Genomic DNA, 16118 nt, shown 5'->3' on the forward strand with positions numbered 1-16118 from the left:
ATATGGAATGGTATATGGGCAATTATATTCGTCCTTTATCAGATGTGGTATTTTCTATCGCATCGGATAACCTGTGGATCGAAGATTCCGCGATCCAACAATTATATACGACGGCTAAGTTAACCGGTATGAAACGCGTTATCGGGATGCCAGATCTGCATCCGGGGCGCGGCTACCCTATTGGCGCAGCCTTTTTCTCACGTGGACGTTTTTATCCGGCGCTGGTCGGCAACGATATCGGCTGCGGCATGGCGTTATGGCAAACGGATATTTTAGGGCGTAAATATAACGCCGATAAACTGGAGAAGCGGCTGGCGTCGCTGCCTGACGTGGCGGACGCGCAGTGGCTGGAGGAGAATGTCCCCGCCGCAATGCAGCATCATTCGTGGCGCTCTGCGCTGGGTTCTATTGGCGGCGGCAATCATTTTGCCGAGCTGCAACAGGTCGATCGCATCGTCGATGCTGATTCGTTCGCATTGTCAGGGTTAAAAAAAACGCAGTTATTACTGCTGGTACACAGTGGTTCACGCGGTCTGGGGCAAGCTATCCTGCGTCGTCATGTGGAGGCGTTTTCGCATAACGGTTTGCCGGAAGATAGCGACGATGCGCGCCGCTACCTTGCAGAACATGACGATGCGCTGGCATTTGCCCGCAGTAATCGCGCGCTGATTGCCCGCCGGATACTGCAACAGCTCAGGGCTGAGGGCGAACCGCGGCTGGATGTGGCGCATAACTTCGTTGAACCCTGTACTGTCGCGGGTGAGGCGGGGTGGCTGCACCGTAAAGGCGCTACGCCAGATGGGCAGGGACTGGTGATTATCCCCGGCTCGCGCGGCGATTATAGCTGGCTGGTGAAACCCGTCGTCAGCGAGGAGAGCCTCTTCTCCCTGGCGCATGGCGCGGGGCGCAAATGGATGCGTACCGAGTGTAAAGACCGGTTATCGGCAAAATTTACCCCGCGACAGCTCTGCCGTACCGGGATGGGTAGCCGGGTGATTTGCCGCGATCGCCAGCTCATTTATGAAGAAGCGCCGCAGGCGTATAAATCCATCGATAGCGTTGTGGATTGTCTGGCAGACGCCGGACTGATTACGCCAGTTGCCTGCCTGCGTCCGGTGCTGACGCTGAAAACCTCAGGGGAGAAAAGCGCATGATCTTACTGCAACTTTCTTCTGCGCAGGGACCGGACGAGTGTTGTCTGGCGGTAAAAAAAGCGCTGGATTGTCTGACGAAAGAAGCTGCCAGAGAAAAGGTATCGTTGACGCGACTTGAAACAGAGCCGGGACGATTACCAGACACGCTACGTTCCGCGCTGGTCTCGCTGGACGGCGAAAAAGCTATGGCTTTCAGTGAACGTTGGTGCGGCACGTTACTGTGGATTTGTACCAGCCCGTATCGCCCGCACCATGGGCGAAAAAACTGGTACATCGGCATTGGGCGCTTTTCCGCCGACGAGCACATACAGTCTGATGAGATTCGTTTCGAGACTCTGCGCTCTTCCGGCCCGGGTGGGCAGCACGTTAATAAAACCGACTCGGCAGTGCGGGCCACGCACCTGGCGAGCGGGATTAGCGTGAAGGTTCAGTCGGAGCGCAGTCAACATGCGAATAAGCGTCTGGCCCGGCTGCTGATTGCCTGGCGGCTGGAACAGCAACGGCAAAATGAGTGTGCGGCGTTGAAGTCTGAAAGGCGTCTGTTCCATCATCAGATTGAGCGCGGCAATCCGCTGCGGATATTTAAAGGAATGGCGTTTACGCCACAATAATTCGGTGCTACCAGCGCTGTTATAGGGCTGTCTGGCTATTCGCGTGTAGCCGCAGCGCTATTCAGCGCATCCAGGAGAGCTTATCTGGCAATGGATACCCGATATTCCATATTGATAGCCCGTCCAGAAATGGGACGGGCATTTTAGCGCTTTCTTACTTCGCAGGAATCGCTTTCAGCAATTCGGTCAGCAGAGTCCAGTAGTGGCCGACGCTTTCGATATGTACCTGCTCATCCGGAGAGTGAGGTCCGGTAATGGTAGGCCCAATAGAAACCATGTCCATATCCGGATAGGGTTTCTTAAACAGACCGCATTCCAGGCCGGCGTGGATAATCTGGATGTTCGGTGTCTTGTTGAACAGACGCTGATAGGTTTCCCGCACCAGGTGCATGACCGGCGAGTTCGCATCGGGCTGCCAGCCCGGATAGCTGCCTTTTGCTTCGGTTTTCGCGCCAGCCAGCTTGCCCAGCGAATCCAGCATACTCACCACATAATCTTTACCGCTGTCGATAAGAGAGCGAATCAGGCAGTGAATTTCGACATTCGCATCAGACATTGTGACCACGCCAACGTTCAGCGATGTTTCCACTACGCCTTTCGCCACGTCTGAATTGCGGATCACGCCGTTCGGCGTTGCGTTCAGCAGGCGCACAAAGGTATCGCGTGATGGCGCGGTCAATGCGGCTTTATCACTGGCAACCTCATTGAGTTGCAGCGTCAGGTTTTTCTCTTTTTCCGCCAGTTCGTTTTTCAGAATATCCTGGTAAGCGTTCACTAATGTTTTCAGCGCGCCTACGTTGTCTGCGGCAACGGCGAGGGTAGCGAACGCTTCGCGCGGAATCGCGTTACGCAGCGTGCCGCCGTTGAAATCGATCAGACGCAGATCCAGTTCTTCTGCGTGCCCGGCCAGAAAACGCGCCAGCAATTTGTTAGCATTGCCAAGGCCGAGGTGAATTTCACCACCGGAGTGGCCGCCTTTCAGGCCTTTCAGGGTTAGCTTAAAGCATGCAAATCCTGCGGGTACAGCTTCACGGGTCAACGGCAGATTAGAGGTAAAATCGATGCCGCCTGCGCAGCCCATATAGATCTCACCTTCTTCTTCAGAGTCGGTGTTGATCAGGATGTCGGCCTGCAACCAGCCGGACTGGAGGCCGAACGCGCCATCCATGCCGGCTTCTTCGGTCATGGTCAGCAGCACTTCCAGCGGGCCGTGGACGACATTATCATCAGCCAGTACCGCTAACGCAGAAGCCATTCCAATACCATTGTCGGCGCCGAGCGTAGTACCGCGCGCTTTAACCCATTCGCCATCAATATAAGGCTGGATAGGATCTGTAGTGAAGTCGTGAACGGTGTCGCTATTTTTTTGCGGCACCATATCCAGATGCGCCTGTAAAACGACCGGCTTGCGATTTTCCATACCTGCAGTGGCGGGCTTACGGATCAGAATATTACCGACCTGGTCGCGATCCACGTAAAGGCCTTTCTCTTTGGCCCAACTCACAATATGTTCCGCGAGTTGCTCTTCGTGATAGGACGGGTGAGGAATAGAACAGATTTTGGCAAAAATATCCCACAAAGGTTGTGGTGATAACTGAGACAGTTCAGACACGATAAGTCTCCTTGGCGGTGGTCTGAAAAACGTTCTTACAGGCCACAGGGTTAGCGGAATTGATAACTCTTACGAGATGCGACTGAGAATACCACTTTCTCCGCCTGCGGGTAGTATAAAGCATACAAAAAGAGGCGTGGATTCCGCTAAACACTGGTTTTTAGCGCGTCAGGTCTCTATAATCTCGCGCAACTATTTCCCCCTCGAACACTTTTTAAGCCGTAGATAAACAGGCTGGGACACTTCACATGAGCGAAAAATACGTCGTCACCTGGGACATGTTGCAGATTCACGCACGCAAACTGGCGAGCCGCCTCATGCCTTCAGAACAATGGAAAGGCATTATTGCCGTAAGTCGTGGCGGCCTTGTACCGGGCGCACTACTGGCGCGTGAATTGGGCATTCGTCATGTCGATACCGTATGCATCTCCAGCTACGATCACGATAACCAGCGCGAACTGAAAGTGCTGAAACGTGCAGAAGGCGACGGCGAAGGCTTTATCGTCATCGACGATCTGGTCGATACCGGCGGCACCGCCGTCGCGATTCGCGAAATGTACCCTAAAGCGCATTTCGTCACGATTTTCGCTAAACCGGCGGGCCGTCCGCTGGTTGATGATTATGTTATTGATATTCCTCAGAACACCTGGATTGAGCAGCCCTGGGATATGGGTGTGGTATTTGTACCGCCGATTTCAGGTCGTTAATCAGCAGCTTTTCAGAGCGCCCGGCAATGCCGGGCGCTGTTTTATTGGTTACAATAAGCCTCTATGAGTATCCAAGGAGGCTGCACGAATGACACAGGCTAACCTCAGCGAAACCCTGTTCAAACCCCGCTTTAAACATACTGAAACGTCTACCCTTGTCCGTCGGTTCAATCGTGGGTCGCAGCCGCCCATGCAATCCGCGCTGGACGGTAAGAACGTCCCGCACTGGTATCGCATGATAAACCGCCTGATGTGGATTTGGCGCGGCGTTGATCCACGAGAAATCCTTGATGTGCAGGCGCGCATTGTGATGAGCGACGCAGAGCGAACGGATGATGATTTATACGATACGGTCATCGGTTACCGCGGCGGCAACTGGATTTATGAGTGGGCAAAGCAGGCGATGGACTGGCAGCAGAAAGCCTGTCAGGAACAGGACGCCATGCGCAGCGGACGCTACTGGCTTCATGCCTCAACGCTCTATAACATTGCCGCCTACCCGCATTTGAAGGGCGATGAGCTGGCGGAGCAGGCGCAGGCGCTGGCGAATCGCGCCTATGAAGAGGCCGCGCAGCGGTTGCCAGGCTCGTTACGTGAAATGGAATTTGCCGTTCCTGGCGGTTCGCCTGTCACCGCGTTTTTACATATGCCGAAAGGGGATGGTCCGTTTCCGACGGTGCTCATGTGCGGCGGCCTGGACGCCATGCAAACCGACTATTACACCCTGTATGAACGCTATTTCGCGCCTCGCGGTATTGCGATGTTAACGCTTGATATGCCTTCGGTTGGATTTTCATCAAAGTGGAAATTAACCCAGGATTCCAGCTTGCTCCATCAGCATGTGTTAAAAGCGCTTCCTAATGTCCCCTGGGTGGATCATACCCGTGTTGCGGCGTTTGGTTTCCGTTTTGGCGCCAATGTTGCGGTGCGTCTGGCCTATCTGGAAGCGCCGCGTTTGAAGGCGGTGGCTTGCCTGGGGCCGGTGGTCCATGCGCTACTTAGCGATCCGCAACGACAGAGCACGGTGCCGGAGATGTATCTGGATGTGCTGGCCAGCCGTCTGGGTATGCATGATGCTTCGGATGAGGCGCTGCGTGTGGAGCTCAATCGCTATTCGTTGAAAGTACAGGGGCTACTGGGCAGACGTTGTCCTACGCCAATGCTTTCCGGCTTCTGGAAAAACGATCCTTTCAGCCCGGAAGAAGAGTCTCGCTTAATTACAACATCATCTTCAGACGGTAAGCTGATAGAGATCCCTTTTAACCCGGTGTACCGCAATTTTGACCGCGCGCTGCAAGAAATTACCGACTGGATTAATCATAGATTGTGTTAATAGATTGATAAATTCTATTGATTTGGTAAAACAGTTGCTTCATTAAAGGAGATCGCAATGACGTTACCGAGTGGACACCCGAAAAGTAGATTGATCAAGAAATTTACCGCGCTTGGCCCCTATATCCGGGAAGGGCAGTGCGAAGACAATCGTTTTTTTTTCGATTGCCTGGCAGTTTGCGTCAACGTGAAGCCCGCGCCAGAGAAGCGTGAATTTTGGGGCTGGTGGATGGAGCTGGAAGCACAAGAGAAACGCTTCACTTATCGTTATCAGTTTGGTTTGTTTGATAAAGAGGGCAACTGGACCGCAGTGCCGATTAACGAAACCGAAGTGGTGGAGCGACTGGAATACACGCTACGCGAGTTTCATGAGAAGCTACGCGACCTGCTGATTTCTATGGAGCTGGCGCTGGAGCCGTCTGACGATTTCAACGACGAGCCGGTAAAACTGTCGGCATAACCCTGCTGTCATGCCTGATGGCGTAGCGCCATCAGGCACAATGCGACTTATCAGAACTGGTAGGTCAACCCTATTGCCACAATATCATCGTCATTAATGCCTAACGTGTTATCGCTATCAAGCTGATTGATTTTGTAATCTACAAACGCGGACATATTTTTGTTGAAGTAATAGGTTGCGCCAACGTCAATGTAATTCACCAAATCCTCACTGCCGACGCCCTCAATATCTTTGCCTTTTGACAGCACATAGCCTAATGACGGACGCAGACCAAAATCAAACTGATACTGGATAACCGCTTCGAAGTTTTGGGTTTTATTGGCAAATCCGCCGGAAACTGGCGTCATGTTGCGGGTTTCTGAATAGAAAGTCGCAATATAAATATCATTCGCGTCATACTTTACACCCGTAGCCCAGGCTTCGGCTTTATCGCCCGTACCGCGGCGCTGCAGATTTTGCTCCCTGGTGCGATCGGAGAGAGTATAAGCGCCGCTGATGGCAAAATCGCTGCCGCCGAAATCATAGCTCACGGATGTGCCGAAGCCGTCGCCGTTTTGCTTTTTCACATCGCGATCTTCGTTTTTCCCCTGATACTGTAAGGTAAGATCCAGTCCATCAACGATGCCGAAGAAATCGGTATTGCGGTAAGTCGCCAGCCCGCTGGCGCGTTTAGTCATAAAATTATCGGTCTGGGCGGAAGAGTCGCCGCCGAATTCGGGAAACATATCCGTCCAGGCCTCAACATCGTACAGCGCGCCCAGGTTACGTCCATAGTCAAAAGAACCGATATCTTTTAATTTCAGGCCAGCAAAGGCCAGGCGGGTTTTTTGCTGGGACGAATCACTTTCGGCTTTATTACCGGCAAACTCAGCTTCCCAGCGCCCGTAGCCGGTCAATTGATCGTTAATTTGCGTTTCGCCTTTAAAACCAAAACGAACGTAGCTTTGATCGCCATCTTTGCTGTCATAATCGCTCATATAGTGCATGGCTTTAACTTTTCCATACACATCAAGCTTATTACCGTTTTTATTGTAAACCTCGGCGGCGTGAACAGATGCTGATGCGATGATACTCACCACTATTGCCAGAGTGCTCTTATTCATTTCCATTCCTGTTTTAATTACGCGCTATGATTTGTCGGGAAACCCGGTAAAAAACAGGAAGGTTTTTAACGTTCGGTAATGAAATATTTATGACAAAGTGAGAATTTTTTTAAAAAAATATGTTTAATTGTTGCGGTAATAAAATGGTCAAATTCCGCCGCTACGCTTGCTGATCCTGCGCAACAAAATTTCACGCTACGCGTACAGGTTGTTGGCAACCGGAGCCAGTCCTGCTAAAACGTTCATTTGGTCTTTATTTCTTATTTTGAACGGCAGAGAATCATGAGTGACAGCCAGACGCTGGTCGTAAAACTCGGCACCAGCGTGCTAACAGGCGGATCGCGCCGCCTGAACCGTGCCCATATCGTAGAACTTGTCCGCCAGTGCGCGCAGCTACACGCCGCGGGACATCGTATTGTTATTGTTACCTCTGGCGCGATTGCCGCCGGACGTGAACATCTCGGCTACCCGGAACTGCCGGCAACGATCGCCTCTAAACAGCTTCTGGCGGCGGTAGGGCAAAGCCGCCTGATTCAACTGTGGGAGCAGTTGTTTTCAATTTACGGTATCCATATCGGGCAGATGCTGTTGACGCGTGCGGATATGGAAGACAGAGAGCGCTTTCTGAACGCCCGCGATACGCTGCGTGCATTACTGGATAACCATATTGTGCCGGTTATCAATGAAAATGATGCCGTTGCGACAGCGGAAATTAAAGTGGGCGATAACGATAACCTCTCCGCGCTGGCGGCGATCCTGGCAGGCGCGGATAAACTGCTGCTGCTGACCGATCAGCAAGGATTATTCACCGCCGATCCGCGTAGCAATCCGCAGGCGGAGCTTATCAAAGATGTGTATGGCGTTGACGATGCGCTGCGCTCTATCGCGGGAGACAGCGTTTCTGGGCTGGGAACCGGTGGTATGAGCACTAAGCTTCAGGCGGCAGACGTGGCCTGTCGCGCGGGTATTGATACGATTATTGCCTCAGGCAGTAAACCGGGCGTGATCGGCGATGTGATGGAGGGGATTTCCGTCGGCACCCGTTTTCATGCGCAAGCCTCGCCGCTGGAGAACCGCAAACGTTGGATCTTCGGCGCGCCGCCGGCAGGCGAAATTACGGTTGATGAAGGCGCGACCGCGGCAATGCTGGAACGTGGCAGTTCACTTCTGCCAAAAGGCATCAAAAGCGTGACGGGCAATTTCTCGCGGGGGGAGGTCATCAGAATTTGTAACCTGCAAGGGCGTGATATCGCTCATGGCGTCAGCCGTTATAACAGTGATGCTCTGCGGCGGATAGCCGGTCACCACTCTCAACAAATCGATGCGATTCTTGGCTATGAATATGGCCCGGTCGCTGTTCATCGTGATGACATGATTACTCGATAAGGAACAGGCATATGCTGGAACAAATGGGCATTGCTGCTAAAGCGGCGTCGTATAAGCTGGCGCTGATCTCCAGCGGTGAAAAAAATCGCGTGCTGGAAAAAATAGCCGATGAACTGGAAGCGCAAATGGAAAGTATCCTCAGCGCGAACGTACAAGATGTTGAGCAGGCGCGAGCCAACGGCCTGAGCGAAGCGATGCTGGACCGCCTGGCGCTGACCCCTGCGCGTCTGAAAGCGATTGCTGACGATGTGCGCCAGGTCTGTAATCTCGCTGACCCGGTCGGGCAGGTGATCGACGGCGGTCTGCTGGACAGCGGGCTACGTCTGGAGCGCCGCCGCGTGCCGTTGGGCGTGGTTGGCGTTATCTATGAGGCGCGTCCGAATGTTACCGTTGATGTGGCTTCTTTGTGTCTGAAAACCGGTAATGCGGTGATTCTACGCGGTGGGAAAGAGACGCATCGCACGAATGCCGCAACCGTTCGTGTCATTCAGAAGGCGCTGAAAGCTTGCGGTTTACCGGAAGCGGCGGTTCAGGCGATTGATAATCCGGACCGTTCGCTGGTCAATGAAATGCTGCGTATGGATAAGTACATCGATATGCTGATCCCGCGCGGCGGCGCAGGCTTGCATAAACTGTGCCGCGAGCAATCCACCATTCCGGTGATTACCGGCGGGATTGGCGTGTGCCATATTTTTGTTGATAGCAGCGCAGACATCGCCTCGGCGCTGAAGATTATTGTCAACGCTAAAACCCAGCGCCCGAGCACCTGTAACACGGTGGAAACCTTGCTGGTGCATCAGGACATCGCAGAACGCTTTTTGCCTGCGCTGAGCAAGCAGATGGCGGAGAGCGGCGTGACGTTGCATGGGGATGAAACCGTCATGCAGGTACTGCATGGCCCTGCCAAACTGGTGCCGCTGAAACCGGAAGAGCTGGATAACGAGTTTCTGTCTCTGGATCTGAACGTTGTGGTGGTCGAAAATATGGATGGCGCTATCGGCCATATTCGCGAACATGGCACTCAGCACTCCGATGCGATTTTGACGTGTGATATGCATAATGCTGCGCGTTTCGTGAACGAAGTGGATTCCGCTGCGGTTTATGTCAACGCCTCTACCCGTTTTACCGACGGCGGGCAGTTTGGGCTTGGCGCAGAAGTGGCGGTCAGCACGCAGAAATTACATGCCCGCGGTCCGATGGGGCTTGAAGCGCTTACCACCTATAAGTGGATAGGCTTTGGCGATGGTACGATTCGTGCGTAATTAATGACGAGCGGTGCAAAAATAGCCGGTTGAGTAGCAAGGCTATTGACGCACCGCCCGGTTAGTTTTAACCTTCTACCCCGTGATTCACCCGCGTGAACACACCCTTCTCAGGGCCGATATAGCTCAGTTGGTAGAGCAGCGCATTCGTAATGCGAAGGTCGTAGGTTCGACTCCTATTATCGGCACCATCTCAAGTTCCTCAAACGTCCGTATTCATCCATAAATACACTGATTTATAACGACTTTATTGCTTTTTTGTCCATCACCGTCCGTAACCATCCAGTAGAATCCGACACTGAATGTGTATAGGATTGTGTATATGTTCCTGTTCGGTCTTGGATTCCTATCCACATGCCTTTAAACGATATGCAGATTCGCCGCGCTAAGCCTGAAACTAAAGCCTATACACTCGGAGATGGGCAAGGGTTGTCATTGCTAATTGAACCTAATGGAAGCAAGAGCTGGCGGTTCCGTTATCGTTTTGCCGGTAAGCCAAAAATGATCTCGCTGGGTGTGTATCCGACGATCACACTTGCAGATGTCAGTTCTCGTCGTGATGATGCCCGAAAACTTGTGGCAGAAGGAAAGAGCTGTGATCCTACCCGCGTAATATGGGCACAACCCTAAGCGAGGTTCTGGTTTTCAAATTGTTCCGGACTGAGACCGCCACAGGCACTGTGACGACGCCACCGATTGTAATCACACTCACTATAATTAAACACTGCTGTCCGCATTATTTCCCGGCTGACAAAGTCCTCTCCGTGGATACATTCCACCCTCAGCGTATGGAAGAAGCTTTCCGCACAGGCATTGTCGTAACAACAACCTCTGGCGCTCATACTTCCCCGCAGATTATGGCGTTTCAGTAAGCTCTGGTAATCCGTTGAACAGTACTGACCGCCTCTGTCTGTATGCACGATGACATTTTCCGGACATTTACGCCGCCACAGCGCCATCTGTAACGCATCGCAGGCAAGCTGTGCTGTCATCCGCGAAGACATCGACCAGCCAATGACTGACCGCGACCACAGATCGATAACCACGGCCAGATACCAGTGCGAAGATACGTGATGTCACCCACCCACTTCTGATTCGGGCCGCTGGCGTAAAAGTCCTGCTTCAGCAGATTCTCTGAGACTGGCAGATCATGTTTGCGGTAACTGACCGGACGGAACCGGCGCGAGGCTTTCGCCCGCAGCCCCTGCCGACGCAGGCTGGCCGCCACGGTTTTCACGTTGAACTGGTAACCCTGAGCACGAAGCTCATCCGTCAGGCGTGGCGCACCATAGCGTTGTTTTGCGTCACTGAATGCTTCCCGGAAGACGTTATCACAGACAAGGTGGAACCGCTGACGCCGGTTTATCTGATGACGACGCTGATGCCAGACGTACCAGCCGCTACGGGCAACCTGATAATACACGGCACATGGCTTTGATATTGAACTCAGCCTGATGGTTTTCGATGAAGACATACTTCATTTCAGGCGCTTCGCGAAGTATGTCGCGGCCATTCTGGAGAATGGCCAGTTCCTCATCCCGTTCTGCCAGTTGACGTTTCAGACGGGCGATCTCAGCGGACATCTCCTGCTCGCGTTCAGAAGAAGAGAGCTGATTTTGCTGTTTGCTTCGCTAGTTGTAGAGCTGTGATTCATACAGGTTAAGTTCGCGGGCGGCAGCGGCCACCCCAATGCGTTCAGCCAGTTTCAGGGCTTCCTGACGAAATTCAGGCGTGTGCTGCTTGCGTGGCTTTTTGGTGGTTGATGCTGGTTTTGTCATGTGAGTCACTTCTTACTTGTGAGTTTACTCACTTAGTCGCGTGTCCACTATTGCTGGGTAAGATCAATGGCCTCGCTGACCGGTCATGACATGAACGCCGTGCATATACAGGATCTTCTGGCGGTGGATACGTTTATTCCCCGCGCGGTGCAGGGTGGCATTGCCGGGGAAGGTTCAATGGAAAACGCCGTTGGCATTGCGGCAATGGTGAAATCCGATCGCTTACAGATGCAGGCTATCGCCAGCGAGCTAAGCGCCCGGTTAAATACCCCAGTTGAAGTCGGTGGTGTGGAAGCCAACATGGCTGTGGCTGGCGCGTTAACGACGCCTGGATGCGCCGCGCCGCTGGCGATCCTCGATTTAGGCGCAGGATCCACCGATGCCGCCATTATCAATAACGATGGCGCAGTCCGGCGTTGTCGCCGGGCAGGGTAATATCCGTGGTACTGAAGGCCCGCGCAATGCGGTGGCGACCGGGCTGGTTTTAGCCGGAGAAGCCAAAAAATAGTGCAGAAAATAGCCGCGAAAGCGTTTAGCTGCGGGGTAAGTCAAAGAAAGGCGATGTTCTCTTTGATATCCCGGCAGAGTTGGGTACATAGTATCAAGGTGTCTCTCACGTGGTTAATTTTAAGGATAAGAGCATGCCAACAGCAATTGAAAAAGCCTTGGATTTTATTGGTGGTATGAATACTTCGGCGTCAGTACCCCATTCAATGGATGAAAGTACCGCTAAGGGAATTTTAAAGTATTTGCATGATTTAGGCGTGCCAGTAAGCCCGGAAGTTGTGGTGGCACGGGGTGAGCAGGAGGGATGGAATCCTGAGTTCACGAAAAAAGTGGCCGGATGGGCAGAAAAAGTCGCCTCCGGTAACCGCATCCTTATCAAAAACCCAGAGTATTTTTCGACCTATATGCAGGAGCAGCTCAAAGAACTCGTGTGAGCTGACTATCGAATAAAACGCTAACGGACGTTTCCATCTAAGGATGGCGGCGTCCAGAAGGGTTGCCAGTGACAGTTTTGGACTGCCGATTCATTTCTTTTCGTCAAATTAATGTCTATATATTTATTGAATAAATATATAGTTCATAACTTACTACGTTGCCATTACCGCGTCATTCTTAGATGATCTACATTTCATAAAACACTTGATTCCATTTTGTCTCTATTAAGAAAAATAAAATGTGAACGCTGTCAATTCTGCAAACGTAAAAGATAAATATTGTATACGCGGATGTTTGTTGGCAAACAGGCAGATGGCAATCAGGATTTTTTACGGAACATTGTGTATGAAAAATAATATTGAAGAGACAATAGGTAAGTACTTGCCTATTTTAATGATATTACCTCTGGCGGGTTTGGCAGAGTTAGCTTCTTTATATTCAATCCAGGCTTTATTACCAAAGTTAAGTGAGGTTTATAATATCCCATTGAATCAGGTAGGGATGATTTTGTCTGCTGAGGTGGGGTTTCTGGCATTAGCCATGTTATTTAGCGGCACGTTATCTGACCGTTTTGGGCGAAAGCCAATCATTTTTTATTCGTTGCTGGCAGGAGGTATTTTAACTCTACTGTGCGCAACTGCATCATCATGGCCGATGCTGGTGGTATACCGCGCTTTGCTCGGCATTGCAGTAAGTGGTATTACGGCGGCCGTTACAGTCTATATCAGTGAAGAAGTCTCTCCTGCTTTGGCAGGGATTATTACTGGATATTTTATTTTTGGCAATTCGCTAGGGAGTATGTCTGGTCGTGTGTTTGCAACTTTGATGATGGAGCATGTATCTATAGATACGATTTTCTTTATCTTCGGTGGCGTTCTGATTGCTATGGCACTCGCGGTGAAGTTGTTTCTCCCGACATCCCGACAGTTTGTTCCTACGCCTTCACTACAGCTTGGTGCAGTGTTGAAAGGCGGGTTGGAACATTTTAAGAATATCCACGTATCATTATGTTTTGTCATTGGATTTATTCTTTTCGGCTCTTTTACGTCCATCTTTAATTTTCTGGCGTTTTACCTGCATCGACCGCCTTATGAGCTGAGCTACACCTGGATAGGTTTGATTCCAGTTAGCTTCTCATTAACTTTTTTTCTTGCGCCATATGCTGCCCGTGTCGCGTTGAATATTGGGTCGATGAATGCGCTCAGTATGCTGATCATCTGTATGATGGTCGGTGCATTTCTTACGCTAATCGCCCCTTCTCTGTGGGTTTTCATTTCAGGTATCGTTTTACTGTCAGTCGCATTTTTCTCTGCTCATTCCACCGTATTAGCCTGGGTCAGTTCACGGAGTCCAAACGCAAAAGGACAGGCGACATCGTTTTATCTGCTTTGCTACTACTCTGGCGGTGCAGTAATGGGGTATTTAAACGGGTATCTTTTCTCCTGGCAGGGATGGAATGCTATTGCGGCATCATGTCTGATGATGCTGGGGATAGGATTATTTATCTGCCGGTTTATTTTCGCAAAATATGAGAAACAACCGCAAATCAAAAAACAGTCAGTTCAGGAGAGTTTCTGATTATAGACACGAAGTGTGTTTTTATACTTTCCATAATGGAATCATCATTTTTTTATTAATGTGTCACTATAGCTAAAAGCTTAAATTGTGAATATTTGGCTACCCGGATATTCGTTGCTCCAGGAATATATATGTCTGCTAAAACGCTGTATGAAAAATTAGTTGAGTCACATACCATTCGTGAACTTGATAACGAAGGACATGTTTTACTTTATATTGATCGTTCAATACTGAATGAATATACCAGCCCGCAGGCATTTAGCGGGTTAAGAGAACGCGGTCGCACCGTTCGGCACCCCGACACGTTTTTATTGAATATTGACCATGTTAATCCCACGCGGTCGCAACGGGATGTCTTAATGACCGATCCGGGAGGACAGCTACAGGTTGATTACTTTCGGGAAAATGCCGCTGACTTTGGCATCACATTATTTGATGTGCTGGATCCGCGTCAGGGGATTGAACACGTGGTTGCTCATGAACAAGGGCTAGTGATGCCTGGCATGGTGATCGCCGCCGGGGATAGTCACACGACAACCTATGGTGCATTTGGCGCGCTGGGCTTTGGTATCGGGACGTCGGAAATTGAACATCTGCTGGCCACGCAGACGCTGGTTTACCGCAAGCTCAAAACCATGCGCGTAAGTGTTCAGGGAGAGCTACCTTTCGCCTGTTCCGCAAAAGATATTGTTCTTGAATTGCTTGAACGTATTGGCGCTGATGGCGCGACGGGATATGCCATTGAATTTGTGGGTGAGGCCATCAGCGCGTTGAGCGTTGAAGGACGAATGACGCTCTGCAACATGGCGGTAGAAGCGGGGGCGCGTGGTGCCATTATTGCGCCGGATAAAAAGGTTTTTGACTATATCTACGGTAAACCGCAAATGCCTGTAGGTGAACTCTGGCAGCAGGCATTGCTGGAATGGTCACAGTTGAGCAGCGATGCAGATGCGGTATTTGATAAGACGGTGGCGATCAACTGCCATGATCTTGAGCCTAAAGTCACCTGGGGAATCAGTCCGGATCAAACAGGTTCCATCACCGGACGTGTGCCTTTCCCGGAACAGGAAACCAATCCGCTTAAGCGCCTGGCGCTTGAGAAGGCCCTTCATTACATGGGATTAACGGCTGGCATGTTGCTGAAAGATATTCGTATCTCTCACGCTTTTATTGGTTCATGCACAAATGGTCGCATTGAGGATTTGCGTGCCGTTGCGAAGGTGCTTGAAGGGCGCAAAATCGCCAGCCATGTTCGCGGGATCATTGTGCCTGGTTCAACAATGGTAAGACGCCAGGCGGAAGAAGAAGGACTGGCGAAAATCTTTATTGCTGCCGGTTTTGAATGGCGGCAGTCGGGTTGCTCAATGTGCCTTGCGATGAATGAAGATGTGTTGTCGCCCGGCGATCGCTGTGCATCAGGTACGAACCGTAATTTCCCTGGACGACAGGGCGCTGGAGCAAGAACGCATTTGATGAGCCCGGCGATGGTTGCAGCGGCGGCGGTAGAGGGGCATCTGGTCGATGTTCGGTCATTACTTCAGGCAGGGGAATAAGATGGATACGTTTAAGCAAATCAGCGGGCGAATTGCGCCGATGCTGGAACCGAATATCGACACTGATGTGATTATGCCAAAACAGTTCCTGAAAGGGATCGATCGCCAGGGGCTGGATAAAGGGGTGTTTTTCGATCGTCGCTTTATGGCTGGCGGCCAACCAAATCCTGATTTTATTCTGAACATGCCGGGCTGGCAGAGCGCGACATTCCTGCTGGTTGGCCCCAATTTTGGCTGTGGATCGAGTCGTGAACACGCCGTATGGGGATTAAAACAACTGGGAGTGCGGGGGCTGATAGGTAGCACATTTGCAGGCATTTTCGATGATAACTGCCAACGCAACGGGATCCTCACGGTCTCATTAGATGAACCTGCTTTGGCGCGCCTGGCGCAGCTTGCCGCGAGTGCTGATACCAATTCTATCACTGTTTCACTCGATCGCTGTGAAATTACGACGGCAGAGGAAACGATCTCCTTTGTGATCAGTGAACTCAAACGGGCGATGCTGGCCGCAGGCGAAGATGCGATAGCCTGGACATTGCAATACTTGCCGGAGATTGAAAATTTTGAGGTTGCGCATTATTCACGGCGGCCGTGGTTAAAACGCCCTGCATCCCCGCGCGGTTAAGGAAGAAGACTG

14 protein-coding genes, 1 tRNA gene and 3 pseudogenes are annotated in these 16118 nt (G+C 51.4%); 15 read left to right on the forward strand and 3 right to left on the reverse strand.

Annotation, left to right across the window (positions count from 1 at the left end):
* The first annotated feature begins 14 nt into the window (after positions 1 to 14).
* A complete protein-coding gene (locus tag ACLD4F_RS11100; protein ID WP_000528878.1) occupies positions 15 to 1154 on the forward strand; it encodes an RNA ligase RtcB family protein in 1140 nt (379 codons plus the stop codon).
* On the forward strand, positions 1151 to 1765 hold the full coding sequence (gene prfH, locus ACLD4F_RS11105) for a peptide chain release factor H (RefSeq protein WP_000602083.1): 615 nt from the start codon (positions 1151 to 1153) through the stop codon (positions 1763 to 1765). The genes ACLD4F_RS11100 and prfH overlap by 4 nt, the downstream gene beginning before the upstream one ends.
* A gap of 154 nt (positions 1766 to 1919) precedes the next feature.
* Here the strand turns inward: prfH and pepD are convergent, their stop codons facing one another.
* The gene (gene pepD / locus ACLD4F_RS11110; RefSeq protein WP_001292977.1) at positions 1920 to 3377 is read right to left on the reverse strand and encodes a cytosol nonspecific dipeptidase; all 1458 of its coding nucleotides are present in this window, start codon (positions 3375 to 3377) and stop codon (positions 1920 to 1922) included.
* A gap of 248 nt (positions 3378 to 3625) precedes the next feature.
* Between pepD and gpt the strand changes: the two genes are divergently transcribed.
* The 3 genes from gpt to crl all read left to right on the forward strand — a co-directional run bounded on the left by gpt (position 3626) and on the right by crl (position 5876).
* Positions 3626 to 4084, forward strand: a complete 459-nt coding sequence (gpt, locus tag ACLD4F_RS11115; protein WP_001292018.1) for a xanthine phosphoribosyltransferase — start codon at positions 3626 to 3628, stop codon at positions 4082 to 4084.
* Positions 4085 to 4172: 88 nt separating this feature from the next.
* On the forward strand, positions 4173 to 5417 hold the full coding sequence (gene frsA / locus ACLD4F_RS11120) for an esterase FrsA (RefSeq protein ID WP_000189588.1): 1245 nt from the start codon (positions 4173 to 4175) through the stop codon (positions 5415 to 5417).
* Positions 5418 to 5474: 57 nt separating this feature from the next.
* Complete coding sequence (gene crl, locus ACLD4F_RS11125) at positions 5475 to 5876, forward strand: sigma factor-binding protein Crl (RefSeq protein ID WP_000174693.1); 402 nt, start codon at positions 5475 to 5477, stop codon at positions 5874 to 5876.
* A gap of 50 nt (positions 5877 to 5926) precedes the next feature.
* Here the strand turns inward: crl and phoE are convergent, their stop codons facing one another.
* The gene (phoE, locus tag ACLD4F_RS11130) at positions 5927 to 6979 is read right to left on the reverse strand and encodes a phosphoporin PhoE (protein ID WP_023165961.1); all 1053 of its coding nucleotides are present in this window, start codon (positions 6977 to 6979) and stop codon (positions 5927 to 5929) included.
* 282 nt (positions 6980 to 7261) lie between these two features.
* On the opposite strand from phoE, the gene proB reads away from it, so the two are divergent.
* The 4 genes and pseudogenes from proB to ACLD4F_RS11150 all read left to right on the forward strand — a co-directional run.
* On the forward strand, positions 7262 to 8365 hold the full coding sequence (gene proB / locus ACLD4F_RS11135; RefSeq protein WP_001285275.1) for a glutamate 5-kinase: 1104 nt from the start codon (positions 7262 to 7264) through the stop codon (positions 8363 to 8365).
* Between the two features lie 11 nt (positions 8366 to 8376).
* A complete protein-coding gene (proA, locus tag ACLD4F_RS11140) occupies positions 8377 to 9627 on the forward strand; it encodes a glutamate-5-semialdehyde dehydrogenase (protein ID WP_411010840.1) in 1251 nt (416 codons plus the stop codon).
* Between the two features lie 115 nt (positions 9628 to 9742).
* A tRNA-Thr gene (locus ACLD4F_RS11145) sits at positions 9743 to 9818 on the forward strand.
* Positions 9819 to 9981: 163 nt separating this feature from the next.
* Positions 9982 to 10236: pseudogene (locus ACLD4F_RS11150) on the forward strand (Arm DNA-binding domain-containing protein); the annotation flags it as partial.
* 17 nt (positions 10237 to 10253) lie between these two features.
* Here ACLD4F_RS11150 and ACLD4F_RS11155 read toward each other — a convergent pair.
* Positions 10254 to 11405 (reverse strand): annotated as a pseudogene (locus ACLD4F_RS11155) (IS3 family transposase).
* 66 nt (positions 11406 to 11471) lie between these two features.
* Here ACLD4F_RS11155 and ACLD4F_RS11160 point away from each other — a divergent pair.
* The 6 genes and pseudogenes from ACLD4F_RS11160 to leuD all read left to right on the forward strand — a co-directional run.
* A pseudogene (locus ACLD4F_RS11160) lies at positions 11472 to 11837 on the forward strand (diol dehydratase reactivase ATPase-like domain-containing protein); the annotation flags it as partial.
* Positions 11806 to 11913 carry a diol dehydratase reactivase ATPase-like domain-containing protein gene (locus ACLD4F_RS11165; protein ID WP_159420139.1) on the forward strand — a complete coding sequence of 36 codons (108 nt, stop codon included), beginning with the start codon at positions 11806 to 11808 and terminating at the stop codon, positions 11911 to 11913. The pseudogene ACLD4F_RS11160 and the gene ACLD4F_RS11165, both read left to right, overlap by 32 nt.
* A 109-nt stretch (positions 11914 to 12022) precedes the next feature.
* Positions 12023 to 12346 (forward strand): DUF1889 family protein, encoded by a 324-nt coding sequence (locus ACLD4F_RS11170; RefSeq protein ID WP_001539227.1) that lies wholly within the window; start codon positions 12023 to 12025, stop codon positions 12344 to 12346.
* Between the two features lie 340 nt (positions 12347 to 12686).
* Positions 12687 to 13925: an MFS transporter gene (locus tag ACLD4F_RS11175; RefSeq protein ID WP_077905097.1), complete on the forward strand. Its 1239-nt coding sequence runs from the start codon at positions 12687 to 12689 to the stop codon at positions 13923 to 13925.
* A 131-nt stretch (positions 13926 to 14056) separates the two neighbouring features.
* Positions 14057 to 15478: a 3-isopropylmalate dehydratase large subunit gene (gene leuC / locus ACLD4F_RS11180; RefSeq protein ID WP_001274862.1), complete on the forward strand. Its 1422-nt coding sequence runs from the start codon at positions 14057 to 14059 to the stop codon at positions 15476 to 15478.
* 1 nt (position 15479) lies between these two features.
* Positions 15480 to 16106: a 3-isopropylmalate dehydratase small subunit gene (leuD, locus tag ACLD4F_RS11185; RefSeq protein ID WP_000379343.1), complete on the forward strand. Its 627-nt coding sequence runs from the start codon at positions 15480 to 15482 to the stop codon at positions 16104 to 16106.
* Positions 16107 to 16118 lie beyond the last annotated feature (12 nt).

This window comes from Salmonella sp. 741265050_HSA (assembly GCF_046569445.1).
Classification (GTDB): Bacteria; Pseudomonadota; Gammaproteobacteria; order Enterobacterales; family Enterobacteriaceae; genus Salmonella; species Salmonella enterica.

Bases quoted from the DNA above. Each gene is read 5' to 3' on its own strand.
- proB (WP_001285275.1), top strand. From the start codon at position 7,262: ATGAGTGACAGCCAGACGCTGGTCGTAAAACTCGGCACCAGCGTGCTA.
- ACLD4F_RS11165 (WP_159420139.1), top strand. From the start codon at position 11,806: ATGGCGCAGTCCGGCGTTGTCGCCGGGCAGGGTAATATCCGTGGTACT.
- leuD (WP_000379343.1), top strand. From the start codon at position 15,480: ATGGATACGTTTAAGCAAATCAGCGGGCGAATTGCGCCGATGCTGGAA.
- proA (WP_411010840.1), top strand. From the start codon at position 8,377: ATGCTGGAACAAATGGGCATTGCTGCTAAAGCGGCGTCGTATAAGCTG.
- prfH (WP_000602083.1), top strand. From the start codon at position 1,151: ATGATCTTACTGCAACTTTCTTCTGCGCAGGGACCGGACGAGTGTTGT.
- leuC (WP_001274862.1), top strand. From the start codon at position 14,057: ATGTCTGCTAAAACGCTGTATGAAAAATTAGTTGAGTCACATACCATT.
- ACLD4F_RS11100 (WP_000528878.1), top strand. From the start codon at position 15: ATGGGCAATTATATTCGTCCTTTATCAGATGTGGTATTTTCTATCGCA.
- frsA (WP_000189588.1), top strand. From the start codon at position 4,173: ATGACACAGGCTAACCTCAGCGAAACCCTGTTCAAACCCCGCTTTAAA.
- crl (WP_000174693.1), top strand. From the start codon at position 5,475: ATGACGTTACCGAGTGGACACCCGAAAAGTAGATTGATCAAGAAATTT.
- phoE (WP_023165961.1), bottom strand. From the start codon at position 6,979: ATGAATAAGAGCACTCTGGCAATAGTGGTGAGTATCATCGCATCAGCA.
- gpt (WP_001292018.1), top strand. From the start codon at position 3,626: ATGAGCGAAAAATACGTCGTCACCTGGGACATGTTGCAGATTCACGCA.